At 41.4% G+C, this 21,396-nt stretch carries 18 protein-coding genes; 8 read left to right on the top strand and 10 right to left on the bottom strand.

Annotated elements, in window-relative coordinates:
* Nucleotides 1–16 precede the first annotated feature (16 nt).
* From LPB220_RS05895 to LPB220_RS05860, 8 genes are all read left to right on the top strand, one after another.
* Nucleotides 17–1,183: an ATP-grasp domain-containing protein gene (locus LPB220_RS05895; protein ID WP_150906108.1), complete on the top strand. Its 1,167-nt coding sequence runs from the start codon at nt 17–19 to the stop codon at nt 1,181–1,183.
* Nucleotides 1,184–1,402: 219 nt separating this feature from the next.
* Nucleotides 1,403–2,371, top strand: coding sequence for a thiamine pyrophosphate-dependent dehydrogenase E1 component subunit alpha (locus LPB220_RS05890; RefSeq protein WP_150906809.1), 969 nt, complete (start codon nt 1,403–1,405; stop codon nt 2,369–2,371).
* A 16-nt stretch (nt 2,372–2,387) separates the two neighbouring features.
* The gene (locus LPB220_RS05885) at nt 2,388–3,380 is read left to right on the top strand and encodes an alpha-ketoacid dehydrogenase subunit beta (RefSeq protein WP_150906106.1); all 993 of its coding nucleotides are present in this window, start codon (nt 2,388–2,390) and stop codon (nt 3,378–3,380) included.
* Between the two features lie 312 nt (nt 3,381–3,692).
* Entirely contained in the window at nt 3,693–4,736 is a 1,044-nt protein-coding gene (locus tag LPB220_RS05880) for a dihydrolipoamide acetyltransferase (RefSeq protein WP_150906104.1), read from the top strand.
* A 41-nt stretch (nt 4,737–4,777) separates the two neighbouring features.
* Entirely contained in the window at nt 4,778–6,481 is a 1,704-nt protein-coding gene (gene lpdA, locus LPB220_RS05875; RefSeq protein ID WP_150906102.1) for a dihydrolipoyl dehydrogenase, read from the top strand.
* A 68-nt stretch (nt 6,482–6,549) separates the two neighbouring features.
* Nucleotides 6,550–7,539 carry a lipoate--protein ligase gene (locus tag LPB220_RS05870; RefSeq protein ID WP_003001407.1) on the top strand — a complete coding sequence of 330 codons (990 nt, stop codon included), beginning with the start codon at nt 6,550–6,552 and terminating at the stop codon, nt 7,537–7,539.
* A 217-nt stretch (nt 7,540–7,756) separates the two neighbouring features.
* Complete coding sequence (locus tag LPB220_RS05865; protein ID WP_150906100.1) at nt 7,757–9,766, top strand: DUF1430 domain-containing protein; 2,010 nt, start codon at nt 7,757–7,759, stop codon at nt 9,764–9,766.
* Between the two features lies 1 nt (nt 9,767).
* Entirely contained in the window at nt 9,768–10,394 is a 627-nt protein-coding gene (locus LPB220_RS05860; RefSeq protein WP_150906098.1) for an ABC transporter ATP-binding protein, read from the top strand.
* A gap of 195 nt (nt 10,395–10,589) precedes the next feature.
* Here the strand turns inward: LPB220_RS05860 and xerS are convergent, their stop codons facing one another.
* The 10 genes from xerS to LPB220_RS05810 form a co-directional block, all read right to left on the bottom strand.
* Nucleotides 10,590–11,660, bottom strand: a complete 1,071-nt coding sequence (xerS, locus tag LPB220_RS05855) for a tyrosine recombinase XerS (RefSeq protein ID WP_023918153.1) — start codon at nt 11,658–11,660, stop codon at nt 10,590–10,592.
* Nucleotides 11,661–12,200: 540 nt separating this feature from the next.
* Nucleotides 12,201–13,184, bottom strand: coding sequence for an acetylxylan esterase (locus tag LPB220_RS05850; protein WP_150906096.1), 984 nt, complete (start codon nt 13,182–13,184; stop codon nt 12,201–12,203).
* A gap of 105 nt (nt 13,185–13,289) precedes the next feature.
* The gene (locus LPB220_RS05845; protein ID WP_150906094.1) at nt 13,290–14,057 is read right to left on the bottom strand and encodes an alpha/beta hydrolase; all 768 of its coding nucleotides are present in this window, start codon (nt 14,055–14,057) and stop codon (nt 13,290–13,292) included.
* 66 nt (nt 14,058–14,123) lie between these two features.
* Nucleotides 14,124–15,695, bottom strand: coding sequence for a signal recognition particle protein (gene ffh / locus LPB220_RS05840; protein WP_024055635.1), 1,572 nt, complete (start codon nt 15,693–15,695; stop codon nt 14,124–14,126).
* 31 nt (nt 15,696–15,726) lie between these two features.
* The gene (locus LPB220_RS05835; RefSeq protein WP_150906092.1) at nt 15,727–16,059 is read right to left on the bottom strand and encodes a putative DNA-binding protein; all 333 of its coding nucleotides are present in this window, start codon (nt 16,057–16,059) and stop codon (nt 15,727–15,729) included.
* Nucleotides 16,060–16,139: 80 nt separating this feature from the next.
* Nucleotides 16,140–17,084, bottom strand: a complete 945-nt coding sequence (locus LPB220_RS05830; protein ID WP_150906090.1) for a 3-oxoacyl-[acyl-carrier-protein] synthase III C-terminal domain-containing protein — start codon at nt 17,082–17,084, stop codon at nt 16,140–16,142.
* 12 nt (nt 17,085–17,096) lie between these two features.
* Nucleotides 17,097–18,362, bottom strand: a complete 1,266-nt coding sequence (locus LPB220_RS05825; protein WP_150906088.1) for a F390 synthetase-related protein — start codon at nt 18,360–18,362, stop codon at nt 17,097–17,099.
* The gene (locus LPB220_RS05820; RefSeq protein ID WP_150906086.1) at nt 18,328–19,155 is read right to left on the bottom strand and encodes an MBL fold metallo-hydrolase; all 828 of its coding nucleotides are present in this window, start codon (nt 19,153–19,155) and stop codon (nt 18,328–18,330) included. Before LPB220_RS05820 ends, LPB220_RS05825 begins: the two co-directional genes overlap by 35 nt.
* Nucleotides 19,130–20,107 (bottom strand): NAD-dependent epimerase/dehydratase family protein, encoded by a 978-nt coding sequence (locus LPB220_RS05815; protein WP_150906084.1) that lies wholly within the window; start codon nt 20,105–20,107, stop codon nt 19,130–19,132. Before LPB220_RS05815 ends, LPB220_RS05820 begins: the two co-directional genes overlap by 26 nt.
* Nucleotides 20,104–21,381 (bottom strand): glycosyltransferase, encoded by a 1,278-nt coding sequence (locus LPB220_RS05810; RefSeq protein ID WP_150906082.1) that lies wholly within the window; start codon nt 21,379–21,381, stop codon nt 20,104–20,106. Before LPB220_RS05810 ends, LPB220_RS05815 begins: the two co-directional genes overlap by 4 nt.
* Nucleotides 21,382–21,396 lie beyond the last annotated feature (15 nt).

Genomic DNA, 21,396 nt, shown 5'->3' with positions numbered 1-21,396 from the left:
AAGGGAGGAGACCTCAATGAATTATATCGTTATTTCACCATATTACCCACAAAACTTCCAACAATTTACCATCGAACTAGCTAATAAAGGGATCACTGTTTTGGGAATTGGTCAAGAGCCATATGAACAGTTAGATGAGCCTTTGCGCAACAGCTTAACAGAATATTTCCGTGTTGAAAATTTGGAAAATCTGGATGAAGTGAAGCGTGCAGTAGCCTTTCTTTTCTACAAACATGGCCCAATCGATCGTATCGAATCCCACAATGAGTACTGGTTGGAATTGGATGCAGCGCTTCGGGAGCAATTCAATGTCTTCGGAGCTAAACCAAAAGATCTGAAGAAAACCAAGTTCAAATCAGAAATGAAGAAACTCTTCAAGAAGGCTGGAGTCCCAGTCGTACCTGGTGCAGTAGTTAAAACAGAAAAAGACATTGATAAGGCTGTGAAGAAGATTGGGTTACCATTGATTGCTAAGCCTGACAATGGGGTAGGAGCAGCAGCAACCTTCAAGATCGAAACGCCAGAAGATGTGGACCATTTCAAGGCAGAATGGGATGGCCATACTGAGTATTTCTTTGAGAAATTCGTCACTTCTAGTGAGATTTGTACCTTTGATGGTCTGGTCGATCGCGATGGTAATATTGTCTTTTCGACTACTTTTGACTATGCCTATACGCCACTCGATTTGATGCTCTACAAGATGGACAATTCTTATTATGTCCTCAAAGAGATGGATCCAAAATTGCGTCAATACGGGGAAGCCATTGTCAAAGCTTTTGGCATGAAGGAACGTTTCTTCCACATTGAGTTCTTCCGCGATGGGGACGACTATATTGCGATCGAGTACAATAATCGCCCTGCAGGTGGCTTTACCATCGATGTCTACAACTACGCTCACTCGATTGATTTGTACCGTGGCTATGCTGCCATCGTAGCAGGAGAACCTTTCCCAGCTTCTGAGTTTGAGCCCCTTTATTGCTTGGCAACTTCTCGTCGTGCCAATGCGGCCTATGCTCTGTCAGAGGAAGAAGTTTTGGCTAAATACCATGATCAATTCCGTGTCAAGAAAGATATGCCAGCGGCCTTTGCGGAACTTCAGGGAGATTACCTCTATATGCTTACAACACCTAGTCGTGAAGTATTGGAACAAATGATTCATGACTTTGGTCAACGCCGATCATAAGATAACAACCGGTAGGATAGGATCCTATCGGTTTTTTTATATGTATAGCAAAGGAAGAAGAGAAAATATTGTGAAATATTGTATTTGGATTTTAAAAAGCTTATAAAACCTTCTTACAAGGAATAAAGTTTGTGAAATCATATGAGCATTATTTTTGACAGTGCTTTCATTTTTGGCTAGAATGAAAGAGAATGAATAAATGCTAAGAAAGGCGAAATGATGGCAACATTAGATAAAAGTCTCTTATTGGAAATGTTCCGTAAAATGGAAGAAATCCGTCGCATGGACTTAAAAATTGCACAGTTAGTAAAAAAAGGGAAAGTGCCAGGAATGACGCACTTTTCTGTTGGGGAAGAAGCGGCTAACGTTGGAGCTATGTTGGCTTTAAACAATGATGATTTGCTGACATCTAACCACCGTGGTCACGGACAAGCCATTGCTAAAGGAATCGATTTGAATGGCATGATGGCTGAGATCCTGGGGAAATATACGGGTACTTGTAAAGGGAAAGGTGGCTCCATGCATATCGCTGACTTGGATGCCGGAAACCTTGGCGCTAACGGGATCGTTGGTGGCGGTATGGGAATTGCAGTAGGTGCTGCCCTTACACAACAAATGAAAAAGACTGGTAAGATTGTCGTCTGCTTCTTTGGCGATGGTGCAACCAATGAAGGTGTCTTCCACGAAGCGGTGAATATGGCTTCTATTTGGAATCTTCCAGTAATTTTCTACTGTATCAATAACGGTTATGGAATCTCTGCTGACATCAAGAAAATGACCAATATCCAGCATATCCACGAACGTAGTGCTGCTTACGGCATTCCTGGAATGTTTATTCCTGATGGAAATAACGTTATCGATGTCTATGAAGGATTCCAAAAAGCTGTTGAACACGTCCGCTCTGGTAAAGGACCTGTCTTGATTGAAAGTGTCACCTATCGTTGGCTTGGTCACTCTTCATCTGACCCTGGTAAATACCGGACTCGTGAAGAAGTAGAAGAGTGGAAGAAGAAAGATCCAATCGAAAACCTTCGCAAGTATCTCCTTGAAAATGAGATTGCGAGCGCAGAAGAATTGGATCAAATCCAAGAAGAAGTGAAAGAAGCAGTGGAAGCTTCAGTGAAATTTGCGGAAGAAAGCCCATTCCCTCCACTTGAATCAGCTTTCGAAGATATTTACGCAGACTAAGGGGGAGTAGAGAATTATGGAAACTAAATTAATGTCTTTCCGCGATACCATTATCCTTGCTATGTCTGAGGAAATGCGTCGCGACGAAAATGTATTGTTGATGGGAGAAGATGTCGGAGTTTTCGGTGGAGACTTCGGAACTTCTGTAGGGATGCTGGAAGAGTTTGGTCCAGAACGTGTCCGTGACTGTCCGATTTCTGAGGCCGCGATTTCAGGTGCGGCAGCAGGGGCAGCCATGACTGGACTTCGCCCAATCGTTGATATGACCTTCATGGATTTCTCAGTAATTGCCATGGATGCTATTGTCAACCAAGCTGCTAAAACTCGCTACATGTTTGGTGGTAAAGGTCAAGTGCCGATGACTATTCGCTGTGCTGCTGGGAATGGAGTTGGTTCTGCAGCCCAACACTCCCAATCGTTAGAATCATGGTTTACTCTTATTCCTGGTTTGAAAGTTGTTGCTCCTGGTACGCCAGCGGATATGAAGGGACTGCTTAAGTCTTCTATTCGCGACAACAACCCCGTTATCATTCTTGAATATAAATCAGAATTCAACCAAAAAGGGGAAGTGCCAGTTGATCCAGACTACACGATTCCACTTGGTGTCGGAGAAATCAAACGTGAAGGAACTGACGTCACTGTCGTAACCTACGGAAAAATGCTTCGTCGCGTGATGCAAGCTGCTGAAGAATTAGCAGAAGAAGGGATCTCAGTAGAAGTAGTAGACCCACGTACCTTGGTTCCACTTGATAAAGAGATCATCATTAATTCTGTCAAGAAGACAGGAAAAGTAGTCCTTGTCAATGATGCCCACAAAACAAGTGGCTATATTGGTGAAATTTCAGCTATTATTTCTGAATCAGAAGCATTTGATTACTTGGATGCACCAATCCGCCGTTGTGCGGGGGAAGATGTGCCAATGCCTTACGCACAAAACCTTGAAAATGCAATGATTCCAACAGTTGAAAGCATCAAAGATGCTATTCGTAAAACATACAACAAAGAATAATACAAAATTTAAATTATGTAATATATTCGTAGTTTTATCTTTCATTTTGAAATAGATAAAATGCGACATGAGTGAGTCGAATCGATTCTATTCGACGAACGAATTAGTAAGTCTACTAGGTTGACCGCCTGATAGCGGCAACCGTAGCAACTTGAGACACGTTCCGTGTCCAAGTTGCTTGTAGAGTTGAATCCGGACGGAGGACTGTGAAAAAAAGATAGATTTCCTCGTGTTCATGTAACACAGCGTCAATCTCCTATTTTTTCTTTGTCCTCTACGTCCTTAATATCTTGTAATAGAATAGGAGAAGTCATGGCTGATGATAAGCTAAGAGCGACTCCTGCGGCTAGAAAATTAGCGGATGATCTTGGGATCAACCTCTATGATGTTTCTGGTTCAGGCGCAAACGGTCGTGTCCACAAAGAAGACGTGGAAACATATAAAGACACAAATGTGGTTCGCATTTCACCACTTGCAAAACGAATTGCTTTAGAACACAATATTGCTTGGCAAGAGATTCAAGGAACTGGTCATCGTGGTAAGATCATGAAGAAGGACGTCCTTGCTTTCCTTCCTGAAAATATTGAGAATGAGACCATTAAGTCACCTGCTGAAATCGAGAAGGTGGAGGAAGCTCCAGATAATGTGACACCTTATGGTGAGATCGAGCGGATTCCGATGACACCAATGCGGAAGGTGATCTCTCAACGGATGGTGGAATCTTACTTGACAGCACCAACCTTTACTTTGAACTATGACGTTGATATGTCTCAAATGTTGGCCCTTCGTAAGAAGGTATTGGATCCAATTATGGAGGCCACTGGCAAGAAAGTCACTGTAACAGATTTGCTTTCTCTAGCAGTGGTTAAGACCTTGATGAAACACCCATACATCAATGCGTCATTGACAGAAGATGGCAAAACCATCATCACTCACAATTATGTCAACTTAGCGATAGCAGTTGGGATGGACAATGGCTTGATGACTCCAGTTGTCTACAATGCTGAAAAGATGACCTTGTCAGAGTTGGTGGTAGCCTTCAAGGACGTTATCGGACGTACTTTGGATGGTAAGCTTGCGCCAAGTGAATTGCAAAACTCAACTTTTACCATCAGTAACTTAGGAATGTTTGGCGTTCAATCATTTGGACCGATTATCAACCAACCAAACTCTGCCATCCTTGGAGTTAGTGCAACGGTTGAAAAACCAGTGGTTGTGAATGGTGAAATCGTTATTCGTCCAATCATGAGCTTGGGCTTGACCATTGACCACCGCGTCGTCGATGGAATGGCCGGTGCCAAATTCATGAAAGACTTGAAAGCCTTGATTGAAGACCCGATTTCAATGTTGGTCTAATCAACGAGAGAGAATAGAAACAAGAAAAAGAGGGAAATAAAATGGCCTTAGAAGTAATTATGCCAAAAGCCGGCGTAGATATGACCGAAGGACAAATCGTTCAGTGGAATAAAAAAGTCGGCGAATTTGTAAAAGAAGGAGAAGTGCTCCTTGAAATCATGACAGACAAAGTCAGCATGGAGTTGGAAGCGGAAGAAGACGGCTACTTGATCGCTATCTTGAAAGGGGACGGAGAAACGGTTCCTGTAACAGAAGTAATCGGTTATCTTGGTGAAGAAGGGGAAAACATCCCAACCGCTGGAGCAGCACCAGAAGCGAGTCCAGCACCAGCTGCAGCAAGTGCTTCAAACGATGACAATAAGAGCGATGATGCTTATGATATCGTAGTGATCGGTGGGGGTCCTGCTGGTTACGTATCTGCTATTAAGGCAGCTCAACTAGGTGGTAAGGTTGCTCTTGTTGAGAAATCTGAACTTGGTGGAACGTGCTTGAACCGCGGATGTATCCCAACTAAGACTTACCTCCACAACGCTGAAATTATCGAAAATATCGGACATGCAGCCAACCGTGGTATTATCATTGAAAATCCAAGTTTCTCAGTAGATATGGATAAACTTTTAGAAACTAAATCTAAAGTTGTTAATACCCTCGTCGGTGGAGTCGCAGGACTTCTTCGTAGCTACGGAGTAGATGTTCATAAAGGTATCGGTACCATTACGAAAGATAAGAATGTCTTGGTAAACGGTTCTGAATTGCTTGAAACCAAGAAAATCATCCTTGCTGGTGGTTCAAAAGTAAGCAAAATCAACGTTCCTGGTATGGAATCATCCCTTGTCATGACCAGTGATGATATCCTTGAAATGAACGAAGTACCAGAAAGCCTTGTTATCATCGGTGGTGGGGTTGTCGGTATCGAACTTGGTCAAGCCTTCATGACTTTTGGTTCAAAAGTTACGGTTATTGAAATGATGGACCGCATCGTTCCAGCTATGGATGCGGAAGTATCTAAGAACCTTCGCTTGATCCTTGAACGTAAAGGTATGACAATCTTGACCGATACGAAATTGCAAGAAATCATTGAAGAAGATGGTAAACTCCGTATCAAGGTTGAAGGCAAAGATGATATCATCGCAAACAAAGCTCTTCTTTCAATCGGTCGTGTTCCTGATCTTGAAGGAATCGGTGAAGTTGAGTTTGAATTGGATCGTGGACGGATCAAGGTCAATGAATACATGGAAACGTCTGTTCCAGGTATCTATGCGCCAGGTGATATCAACGGTACCAAGATGTTGGCTCACGCTGCCTTCCGTATGGGTGAAGTAGCGGCCGAAAATGCTCTTAAGGGAAATCATGCTGTTGCAAAATTGAACTTGACTCCTGCAGCCATCTACACCCTTCCAGAAGTTGCGGCTGTTGGTTTGACAGAAGAACAAGCTCGTGAGAAATACGATGTTCAAATCGGTAAGTTTAACTTTGCGGCGAACGGTCGTGCCATTGCATCAGACGCGGCTCAAGGATTTGTTAAAGTCATTGCAGACAAGAAATACGGTGAAGTTCTTGGGGTTCACATCATTGGTCCAGCAGCAGCTGAATTGATCAACGAAGCTTCAACCATCATTGAGATGGAAATCACTGTGGAAGAAATGCTCAAGACCATCCACGGACACCCTACCTTCTCAGAAGTGATGTACGAAGCTTTTGCGGATGTACTTGGCTTGGCTGTTCATTCACCTAAGAAGAAATAGTATTTGAAATGATAGAATGGCTGGACAGCAAATGCTGGACCAGTCTCTATCGTATATAAAGGAATCTTATGAAATACATTATTAATTATTCAAATGATACTGCTTTTAATATTGCTTTAGAAGAGTATGCTTTTAAGCATCTGTTAGATGAGGATCAAATCTTCCTTCTTTGGATTAACAAACCTTCGATTATCGTTGGTCGTCACCAAAATACCATCGAAGAAATCAACCGTGACTACGTTCGGGAGCATGGGATTGAAGTGGTTCGCCGGATCAGTGGTGGTGGGGCTGTTTATCACGATTTGAACAACCTCAACTACACCATCATTTCAAAAGAAGATGAAAACAAAGCCTTTGACTTCAAGAGCTTTTCAACTCCCGTGATCAACACCTTGGCTCAACTTGGGGTTAAGGCTGAATTCACGGGTCGTAACGACTTAGAGATTGATGGCAAGAAATTCTGTGGAAATGCCCAAGCTTACATCAATGGTCGGATCATGCACCATGGTTGCCTTCTTTTTGACGTTGATTTGTCAGTCCTTGCCAATGCTCTCAAGGTATCTAAAGACAAGTTTGAGTCCAAAGGGGTTAAATCAGTCCGTGCTCGTGTGACCAATATTATCGATGAGTTGCCAGAAAAAATCACGGTGGAAGAGTTCCGTGACCTACTTTTGGACTACATGAAGAAAGAATACCCTGAGATGACGGAATATGTCTTCTCGGATGAAGAATTGGCTGAAATCAATCGTATCAAGGAAACCAAGTTCGGTACCTGGGACTGGAACTATGGAAAGTCTCCTGAATACAATGTCCGTCGTGGCACCAAATTCCCAAGCGGTAAGGTTGAAATCTTCGCCAACGTCATTGAATCAAAAATCCAAGACATCAAGATCTACGGTGACTTCTTTGGTATCGAAGATGTTGCAGCAGTAGAAGAGGTACTTCGTGGCGTTAAATATGAACGTGAAGACGTCCTCAAAGCCCTTCAAACCATTAACCTAGGTCGTTACTTTGCAGGTATCACTGCAGAGGAAATCGCTGAGGCAGTGGTGGAATAAAGTCAAAAGAGATTCGCAGTAGCGGATCTCTTTTTTGAAACTAGTTTCGCATAGAAATTATTGTTTTCCAAAGGATTTTGTAGTATAGTAAAGGTGGAAAAGTGTATTCGTTTACAATAATATAATTAAAATTTTTATACTCAGTAATCACGATACAATTAAATTAATTGACTAGCTAGGTATTACTTTCCTTTTCTGCTTTAGAAAGTGTGATGATATGAAACGTGTCTTTATTATTTTATCAAACCTTTTCATCTCTAGCTTTTTGATTTGGATTGCCTTTATTTCTCCAAATACGGTTATCCACCACAGTCTTCCGGTAGTAGGGGTGCAGAGACAAGAAAAGAGCGTCACATATGAAGAATTATCTTCCAGTTTAGACCGCTTGGCAAGGGAAAATCATAGTATAATTGCCTGTCAGATACAAAGAACAGATTCTAAGGGTCAGGTTGTTTTCACCTATGATATCTACGGAGAGGGAAAACTTCCTCATGGAATTAAAAGAGAGAAGAAAGAACTGGCTGCCAAAGAAAGCCTGTTAACGAATTATTATGTATTAACAGGTGATTTAGAAACTGAAAAGCTGGATCAAACGCTTCATAATCTTGGCTTCTCACAAACTTTTATTGAGAAACCGAATTCTCTGCAGACCTTTATTGCCTTTTTTGGCTCCGGTTCACAATCACTTGCCTTAGTTATTTTTATCATTAGTTTTAGCGCTTTGACGATTATTCAAAAAACACTCGAAATGAGAAGCGCTGGGATTCGATATATCTCAGGAATGAGACGCTTGCAACTTTTCGGACATTCTCTAAAAGATGATAGTATAGAGTTGCTTTTGGGATGTATTGGCGCAAGTATAATGGGTGCTGTTCTGATTTATTGCTTTCAATTGACACCTTTTTCCTATTCCCTCGTCATTTCCAGTAGTATTATTTACAATGGGATTTTACTAATTTTGTCTGTTTTCTTATCCTTCCTCTTTGCATATAGTATTCAAACGATTCATTTAGTCCCCCTTTTAAAAGGGAAGGTTCCATTGAAGCGCATATTGGTTTTCCTCTTTATTTGTCAATTTCTCGCTGTGGCATTAATTGGCCTTGCGATTCATCGAATCAGTATTTATGGATCAGTCTGGCAAACTCACCAAGAGGGAAGTGAGGCTTGGTTAAAACAATCGAATTGGGTCCAAATTAGTACAAGTCGGGAGGATTTTTCACAGAAAACAAACAAAGAGACGCAAATTGAGGACAGAGCAAAATGGTCTAAGCTCATCGAGTCTGGTATTGAAAATGGTGGTCTTTTAGCTTACCATCACCTCGTATTTTTTAGTCCAAAAGGAGTTATGACGGATCCTAGTACAGGTAAAGAGTTTTCAATCACAGATTACGATCCTCTTGCCAATAGCCTGTATGTCACTCCAAATTATCTTGATATCCAAAGGATCTCAGTTTCCCCTGAGGAAAAAGAGCGCTTGAATCACTTGCAAGCTGGAGAATTTGGACTCTTGCTCCCTGAAAAGTTGAAGGGTCAAGAAGAGGAGCTGAAAAAACGGTATGAAGATTATCTGACTCCTAAAGATGAACAAGGAAAGGGTCAGTTGCCCATGAAAGCACGGGTGACCTATCTTCCTAACAACCGAAAACGCTTTATTTATAACAATACACCTATGAACTATCAGCAATTCTTGACCGATCCGATTTTAGTGGTTATTCAACCTGAAAGTTTTGGAGGCTATGAGAATCCATATTTCACTCATCTAAATTCCTACCTTTATTTTAATGGACTTCAGAATAGTAAGAAGCTAGTCGCTGAGTATAATCTTGAAAAAAGTGTTAGTCAGTACGACTATGCAGTAGACGTTTACCAGCAAATGGCCCAATTCATCCAAATAGAAAATCTCATGATAATTGCAGGAGGAGTCTTTGGTATAGCAACCTCTGTTCTTCTCTTTAACACCATGAATTTCCTTTATTTTGAAGAGTTTAGAAAACAAATCTTCTTGAAGAAGATTGCAGGTCTGGGATTTGTAAACATTCACCAAACGATTTTGCTCTCAGAAAGTGTCCTCTTACTATTAGGAAGCTTCCTTGTATTCATTCTCACTTCGGAATGGTGGATTGCTCTTGTCACTCTCTTTCTATTTCTTACTAATGCTTGGTTTATTCTCCTGTACCGGTCTCATAAAGAAGACCACTTGTTAGCAACTGTACTGAAAGGAGCCTAATATGATTAGCGTAGAACATTTAACCAAATCATTTGGCCAACGAACGGTCTTTCAAGATTTGAGCTTGCAATTTACAGAAGGTAAGGTCTATGCTCTGACCGGAAATAGTGGGTGTGGTAAAACAACCTTGCTTAATATTTTGGCTAAGATAGAGCCTTATGAAGAAGGGAGTATAAGCTATCAAGGGCAGGAACTGAAACAAATCAAACAACATCACTTTTTTAAGCATGAATTAGGCTATCTCTTTCAAAACTTTGGCCTACTTGAAAACGAAACGATCGCTAAAAATTTAGATTTGGGATTGATTGGTCAAAAATTAACAAAAAAGGAGAAGAAGCAGCAAGAAGAAGAAGTACTCAAAAAAGTAGGACTGGCTTACCTTTCTCTGGATCAAAAGATTTATGAATTATCTGGTGGCGAGGCACAACGTGTTGCATTGGCTAAAGTTATTTTAAAGGATCCACCTTTGATTTTAGCGGATGAACTAACTGCAGCACTTGATCCAGAAACTTCTCGAGAGGTGATGGACTTGCTCTTGACGTTAAAGAAGCAAGATCGTTTAATCATTATTGCAACCCATAATCCAGTAATTTGGGAACAAGCTGACGAAGTAATAAGGCTCAACTAGTCCATGGTTGAAGAATGGTAGGATCTTCTAGATTATCTTTTATAGCTATCCAGGAGGTATAGGCTGATGAAGAAAACAGATCATATTTATAAAGATTCTCATACGTTTATATAATTAATAAAAGAGCGGTAGACATTCAAAAAATCTATCGCTCTTTTTAAAACTAATATATTACATAATTTACGTTATGTAATATCACAAACTATCCAAAGCATTTTTCTGCTCATCATTAACGATATGCGTATACAAGTCTGTAACTTGTGTGCTAGCATGTCCCAGCTGGTGGCTGACCAAAACCTGTGATTTGGTTGCATCATAGAGACGGGTTGCTAATGTATGGCGAAGTTTATGGGGTGTCACGCGGACTTTGAAGTCTTCTGAATACTTGGCGACCATCTTTTCAACGCTAGAAGCATCAATTCGGTTTGGACCACCTCGATACAAGGTCAGAAAGAGGGCTGTATCAGTCTTTTCAGTCTTGTAACGTTTGTCTCGAATAGCAAGATATTGCTCCAGATAAGGCTTAGCAAAGGCAGCAACATTGACTGAGTCACGTTTCCCACCTTTTCGAGTAACATCAATCACCATCATCTTAAGATTGAGGTCACGAAGGTCCAAGTTGACTGCCTCAGATAAACGGACACCAGATGCAAGAAGGAGTGCGATAATGGCTAAATCTCGCTCTTTATTCTTATTAAAGGAAGATAAGGCGCGATTTGAGAGTGTTTTAGGGTATTCCTCATCGATATAATTCAAAAATCCCTCAGTTTCATCCCCTAAAAAGAGCTTTTGTTTGATATTTTCAGCACGAGCCGCCAAGGTTTCTTTCTTTTTCTTGGTAGCAACCTTCTTCATGACATTACGGTAGAAATAAGGTTCCCCTTGCTCATTTTCAACTTCCTCGGTCAAATACTTATAAAGGCTAGAAAGTGCAGATAAAGTGCGGTTAATCGTTGTTTGGGAAACCCCGTTTTTTGTTGTATTGGCATTGAGCAGAGGGCGTTCACGTAAGTAAAGAATAAAGGATTCCATGTCTTTCTTGGTCATGTGCTCCAGAACGTCTAAGGGGATCTCGGCCATGGTGTCAGCATCTGATATACCAGATTCCAAAACCCAGGTGAAAAATCGATCGTATTCCTTTAAGTATTCGTACAAGGTCGTAAAACTGTATGGAACGGCCAGTTTCGATTGGTAATATTCCAAAACGTACCAGGGCATGACTTGTTTGAGTTTATCAATCCGTTCTAATAAGATCTCGCGTTTCATGTTTTTCTCCAAATCTTTCTATACTAGTAGTATAGCATAGCCAGATATATTTTTCAAGAAAATTATAGTTTTTCGGAAAGATGTTATAGGGGCTCTATAGGACTGTTTTGTATCCCTTTCTATACACCCTTATAACTGGAATTTTTTTTCATCAAGAAAATAGTCAATTTTATACTTTATAAAAGTGAAAACTGGAAAATTTTCAAACCTGAATTTTAGTGAAAATGTACTTTACTAAATTCAAAAAACTGATTAAATCAAAGTTTCTATGCCTACAAGGGGGTTAAAAGGGACTATTTTGATACATTACGCATCTAAGCTACTCAATCAAAAAATGTACTTTATCCAGCATTAAAATAAAGTACATTTCGATTATAAAGTACATTTTTCAAAGAGTGTACATTACGCCTTAAACTCAGTCGTGTCAAGGGTTTATCCACTGTCTAGGGTAAAGTACAAAAAATTTTAGTTTTTAGATCCCTTTTAAACACAATAAAATCAGCAAACCTCATGGATTTACTGATTGGTTTCTTCTGTAACTTATTTTTCTACATATTGAAATGGAATCTTGCTACCACAGAGCCAATTATAGACTCGATCATTGACTTGAACGTTCATTGCTTCGTGGGCATATTCTGGCATGATTAAATGCTCTTTTGGACCTTCTAATCGATTATAAATGGCAAACTGCGTTTCAGGATAACAGACATCATCATCTAGACCTGTAATCATGTGAACCTGTCCTTTGATACGATGGGCAAAATTTTTCACATCAATATAGGCCAAAGTCTGCATCAAACGATCTTCCGTTTCATGGAATGGATCATGGAACTTGAAATAACGGAAAAGCTCGTCATAGGCCTCACTGGTATTTCCGATCTCTAATACCCGTCTGAAATCCGATAAGAATGGATAAATGGCGACTGTTCGTTGGATTCGGGGATTTAATCCAGCAGCAATCAGGGCCAGGGCACCACCTTGAGAGGCTCCGTAGCTGGCAAGTTTGCTGTCATCTACTTGAGGAAGGCTGGCTACAATTTCAATTAACTGGTAAAGATCTAAGTAGATATCCTTATAAAAGAGCTCTTCCGGACCTTCCACGGCTCCACGGATAATCTGTCCTTTTACCGTATTACCAAGTGGTGAACGGTCACCGTCTGTTGAGTAGCCTGACTGCCCTCTTACGTCCATAGACACAACACCATAGCCGGCTACTGTATAAGCCAACATATCAGCCCAATCCCAACAACGTCCCATATAGCCATGAAAATGGAAAATTACTGGAATCTTTTGATCCGTTTTTGGAAGAATCATTCTTGAATAGACAAGGCCATTTCTGGTTCCTTTAAAGGTTAATTCATAACAAATCACATTTGGAATGCTGAAATCTCGTTCTTCAAGCTTGTATTCAGGCAGTTCAGTCATCTTTGCTAGGGTTTGATTCCAAAAATTATCAAAATCATCAGGAACATCATCCCGTCCCTTGTATGCTTTCATTGTCTCTAGTAATTTAGGATCTTTCATAAAATCCTCCTTAGGTATGTGTAATCGCTACCAAAAATGTACCATATTTACTTAAGGATTGCAAGAGACAAATAAAAATTACATAACCTAAATTATGTAATTTACTTACAGATTCAAAAATAGACTTAATTGTTTCACTAGATCTGGATTAGTGGGTAAAGCTGAATGATGAGCCTTGCGTCCTTTTAAATTTACTTCTGTATAGGCTTGTTTCTCAAAAATAGATTTTGCTGCTTGTGCACTAGAGAGAGGGACGATGCCATCTGATTTTCCAGCAAAGCTACCAACAAAGTTAAGGACCTCTACTTCTTTTCCTAGGCGATGTTTCCATTTTTGAAAATCGTCATACATATCTTGATTGAATTGGTAAGGACTGCCAATAATAGCGAGCTTCCTTACGGTCAGCTTTTTCTTTTCTAAAAAGCCACTTTCCAGTAAACCAGTCAAAACTAGTCCACCATTGGAGTGCCCGACTGCCTTGAACTCTGTAAAATAATAGTGATCAAGGAGGTAGGTGATGGCGATCTTAAGGGATTCGATTTGCTGCTTGATATTGCTGTAGCCATCTCGATTGTTCTCAAAGCCAATCACAATCATAGGGTTTGGCTCTTTTGTATTTAGTCTTCCTTCCATCTCTATAGAATCATCTTTATTGACCTTTATTTTTAAGAGACTTTGCTTTTTTCTAGAAAAGCGATGGAGCATGCGAATGGTTCCATTGAATCGCTGGATACTTGCTGAACTCCCGGGGACAAAGATGATTGGTCTGATCGGTGGTTTCTTCGACCCTTTAGGGAATTCAAAGGGCTTGCTGTGCGAAGAAAACAATCTTGCAAAGAAACGAATGACTTGTTGAAATAGTTTTTTTAACATCTTTCCTCTAGTAGTAGTTTCTAAAAGAACCCAGAACAGTTTGTTCCAGGCCCTTATTAGAAAGAATTATTTCCGTTTTTTCTTATTTTTGCGCATTTGTTTGGCCATCTTGTTCATCGCCCGTTTCATCATAAATTCGCCGGCTTTTCCTTTGAGACCACCACCAAACATTTGGCTCATATCAGGCATTCCAGCGCCTCCGCCAAGAGCTGACAAGTCAGGCATGCCACCTTGTCCCATCATGCCTTCGAGGGCAGACATATCTGGCATTCCGCCAGGCATATTTTTCGGCATGTTATTCGGATTAAGCCCCATTTGTTTCATCATCTTGTTCATATCGCCAGAGAGGACGCCTTGCATCATCTGCTTAGCTTGGTTAAAGTCCTTGATGAATTTATTGACTTCGACAAAGCTATTTCCTGAACCAGCCGCAATCCGACGACGACGGCTTGGATTTAATAAATCTGGATTTTCGCGTTCAGCTGGTGTCATGGATGATACGATCGCGCGTTTGCGAGCAATTTCTCGTTCATCGACTTTGAGGTTCTTCATGGCAGGGTTATTGGCCATCCCTGGAAGCATCTTGAGCAGATCTTCCATTGGTCCCATATTTTGAACTTGGTCTAACTGATCAATGAAGTCATTGAAATCGAAGGTATTTTCCCGCATTTTTTCAGCGAGTTCAAGAGAGCGTTTTTCATCGTATTCTTGAGAAGCCTTCTCGATCAGTGTCAGCATATCCCCCATACCGAGGATCCGACCAGACATGCGGTCTGGGTGGAAGGTTTCGATATCAGTGATTTTTTCACCAGTACCAGTGAACTTGATTGGCTTCCCAGTAATCTGACGGACAGAAAGGGCCGCACCACCACGGGTATCCCCATCGATCTTGGTCAAGATGACCCCAGTCACTTCGAGCTGTTCATTGAACTCACGCGCCACATTGGCTGCTTCTTGACCGATCATGGCATCGACAACCAAGAGGATTTCATTTGGCTCGGCAAGGGCTTTGACATCCCGCAACTCGCCCATGAGTTTTTCATCGATTTGCAGACGACCAGCCGTATCGATCAAGACATAGTCATTGTGGTTGGCTCTCGCCTGCTCCAAACCTTGACGAACGATCTCTACTGCAGGGACTTCTGTACCAAGTGAGAAGACAGGGACATTGATCTGTTGACCAAGAGTCTTCAACTGGTCGATGGCTGCTGGACGATAGATATCGGCCGCAATCATCAAAGGACGTGCATTCTCTTCCTTGACCAATTTGTTGGCCAATTTACCCGCAAAGGTTGTTTTACCAGCCCCTTGAAGACCGACCATCATGATAATGGTTGGAATCTTAGGTGATTTGATAATTTCTGCTGTTTCTGAACCCAAAATCGCTGTCAATTCTTCATCGACAATCTTCACGATTTGTTGGGCAGGGTTCAAGGTTTCGATGACTTCATGACCTACAGCCCGCTCGCGGACGCGTTTGATGAAGTCTTTTACAACAGGAAGGGCAACGTCGGCCTCTAAGAGGGCTAGACGAATCTCTTTGGTTGCCTCTTGGACATCCGCTTCAGAGATTTTCCCTTTCTTACGAAGATTTTTAAAGACGTTTTGTAAACGTTCGGTTAAACTTTCAAATGCCATACTCTTTCTCCTAGTTAAGTCTTATATTTATTTAGTCTCGATTATCGATACTGGAAAGCACAGAAATTTGTTCCTGTAAAAAAGGATCTTCAGGGTATTTTTCAGAAATCTGATCCAAAATCTGACTACGAACAATGTAATCGGAATAGATATGGAGTTTCATTTCGTAATCTTCCAAAATTTTTTCTGTACGTTTAATATTGTCATAGACCGCCTGACGGCTCACTCCAAACTCTTCCGCGATCTCAGCCAAGCTGTAGTCATCTGCGTAGTAGAGCTCGATGTAGTTCATCTGCTTGTCCGTCAAGAGCGCTGCATAAAACTCAAAGAGCGCATTCATTCGGTTGGTTTTCTCAATTTCCATACCTTTCATTATATCAAAAAAGCCCGCTAAAGACTAGCGGGACTTGATGCTTTTTGAGCTTGAAATAAGAGGATCCGTCATTAAAGTTTCAGTGCCAACATATTGACCGTCATCCCTGCTGCAGTTCCCATCAAGAAGATGGTATCTCCTTCCTTCACATAGCCATGATCCAATGCATAGGCTAGGCCGAAAGGCACGGCTACCGAAACCATATTTCCATAATCACTGACAATATTAAGGTACTTGTCTTTGCCAACGCCTAATTTGTCCATGACCAGTGGCAAGGCACGGCTTGCTTGGTGAGGAATAATATAGTCTACAGCATCTTTAGAAATGCCTGATTTCTCTTGGAATTCTTGGAACATTTCTGGAATAACACGGGCAGAAAGCAAAAGAATCTTCTTCCCTTTCATATCAAACATGAAATCAGTCTTGGTTGCTTCAGAGTACAATTTCGGATGATAAGCTGTCAAACCACCACGAATTTCAGTATCATGGGCTCCCTCAGACCAGGTACGTTGCATACTGGCAATGATTCCTTTATCTTCCTTTGTTGCTTCAAAAATAAAGGCTGCAGCTCCATCACTAAACAATTCAAAGCTTTCTTTTTGTTTAGGATTCAGCCCTAGGCTCCCTACTTCACTAGATACAATCAGAACCCGTTGGTATTCACAACCTTCAATCAGATAAGAAACAGTGCTTAAAGCAGATACAAAACTGGTACAGGTGGTATTGATATCCATAGCAGGAATCGTTAGTCCCTTGGCCACGCGCTCATGGATCAGAGCTGCTGTACAAGGAATGGGCTGAACGCCAACAGCACTAGCCGAAACCAGGCAGTCGATGTCTGCCATCTTAAGTCCTGCATGGTTTAAAGCAGCTTTAATCGCACGCGCTGCAAGATCAATCTGTGTTTCTTCTCCTTCTTTCACGCGGTAACGAGTCTGGTCTTTGAAAGAAACTGTATGAGCTGGAAGCGCTGTTCCATAGCCTTTAATTTGCAAATGTCTTTTTACGGTAGTCATAGGATTCTCCTTTTATTGAAGTCGTTGAACACGTTTTAATTTACGTGTTGGGTCCCATTGGTAATCAATAAATTGAATACTTGGGAGAATGAATTGTTTTTGCTGAGCTAAGAGTTCAAATTGAGCAAAGATCGCTTGCTCCATAGACTCTGTCCGGTGACTCAAGGCAATGGTAATGGATCCATCTGCCAACTGAGTTACTTGATAGTCCTGAATATTTTCGACAAAGAGGATGCACCGTCGAATAAAATCCGGATAGATCATCTGGCTACTGCCATCTTCTTTTTTGAAATAAAAGATATCGTCCGATCGTCCTTCGATCTTTGCGATTCGAGTAAAGACGGAACCACAAGGACAAGGTGACTTATCTTCCACCAAAATATCATTGAGGCGGTAGCGATAGATGGGTTGACTGGTTCGTTTGAAATCCGTAATAATCGGATAAAAGCGACTATCATCAAGGTACTCTTTTTCGACATACAAAATATCTTCGTTAAGATGTAGATTGCCTTCTGAACAGGTACAAGCTAAAAATCCCTCTGTCGCTTGGTAGACCTGATCAACCTTGTCTAGTTGAAAAGCTTTGGCGATGGTCTGAGCATCTCGATCTTCTAGAATCTCTGCGACAGAAACAACCTTGACAGGTTGGATCGCAAGTTGCTGATTGCTGACATAGTTGGCTAACTCAATCAAGGTTGAAGCTGGTGCGACCACAATGGTTGGTTGATAGTCTTTGAGACGCTCTAAATGCTCCTTGCTATCCTTGAAAATATCAAAATATTCCAAGCGGATAAGGCCTGAATTAATGGTTTGATAGAGTTCATTGTCCGCTCGTAAGAAAAAGGCAATGCGATGACCAAACAGTTTTCCTTTCGGTAGCATCTTGGCTAGAATCGCTGCAGCCCACATACTTCTTTCTTTTTCTGTGGTGACAAAAACTCCTCGGTGGCCTGAAGTCCCAGAAGACAAGCCTACTGCTACTTCTCCATTCATCTCGGTAAAATCTCGTGTTTGTTCTCCGCGAATCGCCATTTCTAAAGCCTGATCTCGATCCACCCCTAGGGTATTGAGTTCATTGAAATGTGACATCATGAAGGTTTTATCCATGGTTCCAAATGATTCGGGAGAATGGGTTTGAAAATAGGGAGATTGAGAAGTGATAAAAGCATGGTAGCGTGCCAATTGTTTATCTTGGTATCGCTTCAAGGCCTCCTTAGAACGGAATCGGTGGCACCATCTGGTTTCAATAAAGGTTTTCAGAAAGACTGTTTTTTTCATTTAAAATCCTTTCAATCCGTTCTTGCGGGTCGTGGCTGACCAAAACTTGAATGCCCTCTTGCAAGAGTGTTTCCAGCAAATCAGCTCCTTTTAAATAAGCCTTCTTATCATCCTGAACCAAGGATGGAATGAGACGCATTTGCCGTGTGTAAGGCAAGAGCTCTACTCCCCAAGAAAGATCTGCTCCGATGAAGAGTTTGAACTCATCCAGATAAAGACAACCTTGCCCTCTCGCATGTCCATCGATGGACGAAACAAGGATGCTCCCATCTCCAAAAAGATCCGCGGTCGGGCGATAGGGGAAAGCAGGATGCCTTTGATCTGCTTTGAGACAAGTCACCCGATCTTTGAAATCAGCTGGCAAAAACTCTTTAAAAATCAGATCTTTAAACTTCGGTTTTTGGTACACCTCATAGACTTCCTGGGTGACAAAGAAATGAGCATTTGGAAAAAGTGCTGCTCCGCCGAGATGGTCAGGGTGCAGATGCGAAAGAATCACATAAGTAATTTCTGCTGGATCAATCCCACGCTCTTGCAATAAATAATCGATCTGGTCTTCTTTTTTCATCTGCATTGGGGTGGCTAGACGGTACCAGAAATACCGAGCTTTTTTCTTAATCTCGTAGTGATAGCCGGTATCGTACAAAATATAGCCTTTTTCACGATGATGAATCAAAAAGACACCTGCCGGAAATTGCATTTTTTCATTTGGAATTCCTTTAAATAAGAGACCAGAATGACTGCTACAATAGCCTGCTGGAAAATAATCAATGCGCTTGATCATGTTGGACATAGTTGTCAATCCCTTCTTCAATAGTCATTTTTGCATAGTAGCCAAGTTCGGTTTGGGCCTTTTGAATATCGAGGGTTTGGCTATATCGAAGGAGATAATAGGTATAGCGAGTCAATGGAGGTTCAGTTTTCAGATGGAATAATCGATACACTCCTTCAAGGCTATAGGCCGCACCTGCTACAAGACCTGCCGGAATTTTCCGATAGCGAATCGGCTCTCCCAATCCCTTTAGTGTGGTTTCGATCAAATACTTAAAGGTCTTTGGTTCCCCATTTGTAATATTATAAACCTGCCCGTGTGCTTCTTTTGCTTCCAGAGCCAAGCGAATGGCTAGGGCAACATTTTCCACACAGGTCATATCCATCAGCTGCTCTCCTTCTCGAATCAAAGGAATTCCAATTTTTCGACTGAGGCGTAAGACACGAGGCAAAATGCTGGTATCCCCCACACCAAATAATCCTCTAGGACGCAAGATGATACTTGGCACATCCGGATAGTCAGAAAAAAGTTTTTCAGACGCCAATTTACTTCGGATGTAATTGTTGAGGTGATTTTCTTTTGGAGCATCACTTTCCATGATGTTTAATTGATCTTTTCCAGCTGCGTAAATACTAGGAGAAGATACGTAAACCAAGCGTTTTACCGCATATTCACGGCACAATTCAAGGACATTTTTAGTGCCAACTACATTCGCCTGATAGAAGGCCTTCCAAGGTCCCCAAGCTGAAGATAAAGCGCCAGCGTGAACCACAGCATCGACATGCTGAAAGGCTTGTCTTAATTCCTCTGTAGAGCTCAAATTCCCTTTCACAAATTGGACGCGCTCATTTTCCAGAGTCTTCCCAATTTTTTCATTTCGGCCAAAGGCTACAATGTTATAATCGTGAGCCAACAACTCATCGATCACATATTTTCCAAGGAAGCCAGTCGCACCTGTTACAAGTATTTTCATAGTTTCCCATCCGTTCCACGTCTTAATAATCGTTGAATTTCAAACTCTAAAGTATCCAACGGCTTGTAGGTTTTTGAAAGTTTGTTTAGTCTTTCTAACTTTTCCCAAGATTCTTTTTCTAATAGGGCATTGAAACCTGCTTGAATCTCTTCGGTGCGATTGCGATGAGCTTGAAAGGCAATTCCTGCTTCTACTCCTCGAATCGCATAGTCAAATTGGTCATAATCATGTGGCAAGATCAAGGCTGGTTTTTTAAATTCGATACACTGATAAAAGATTCCAGCTCCTCCATGGTGAATGACATAGTCCATCTGCGGAATATATTCTTTGTAGGGCAGATAAGAGACGACCGTCACATTTGGTGCTACTTCTTCTTCAGAAAAGTCTTTTGCTCCATCTCCTAAGGTGACGAAAAAGTGGCATTCTGGATGGTCTTTGGCCAACTGCTTGGTTTGCTGGAGCAAGTTCTCTTTTGCCCAAGGCAACTGGGTTCCACATGTCACGAGTACCTTCGTCTTGTCCTCGTAAGGACTAAGATCTAAAGGATAATCTTCTGCTTTTTCAAGAGAAGTCCCCAAAGGGCCAAGCCAGGCATATTGATGAGGGAAGTGTGTCTTCAACTCTAGCTCCATCATACCAATTCCAAAGATGGCATAAGGAGAGTAGATGGTCTCCACTCCATTTTGATTGTACAACTTGAAATTGTAACGTTTTAAGCGTTTGCGTAAGAGGAAAGCCCCACAGTATTTTCCAATGCGCGTGAGTTTACGGCATAGTGCTTGGATCTTCTCTTCTTTCTTTGTGCGCGGGATTCCCATCCCTCCGAAGAAGCAAGGAGGACCATAAGGAGTTTCGATTGCAAATTGGGTTGCCATGGTGGTAATCCAAGGAATTTCCAACTTTTCTGCCACAAAACCAGCTGATAGAGTGATAAAATCAGCAATCACAATATCTGGACGATTGACGCGCCACTCCTCTAGCAATTGATCCGATACATGATTAATCAAATCGAGGCTCTTGGACAATTGACGATAGGCTGAAAAGATATTGAGTTTTTTATCGTTATTCGCCGCACGTTCAAATTCTTCTACTTTGTCCTCTAGAATTGGAACGACAGTGAAGCCAAGGTTTTCTGCAACGGCCTTTTTCTGAGGCCCTGTGAAAACCCGGATCTCCATCGAAGGATCATCTAACAAGGGTTTAACGAGATTTAAAGTTGGGTACAGATGCCCGCTCAAGGGAACAACTACCACATCGATTTTAATTTTTTTCATTTTTTCCTGCCTTAT

The organism is Streptococcus sp. LPB0220, from assembly GCF_008727815.1.
Taxonomy (GTDB): Bacteria; Bacillota; Bacilli; order Lactobacillales; family Streptococcaceae; genus Streptococcus.
Note: the sequence above shows the minus strand (reverse complement) of the source record. Positions and strands in the feature narration are given on the sequence as shown.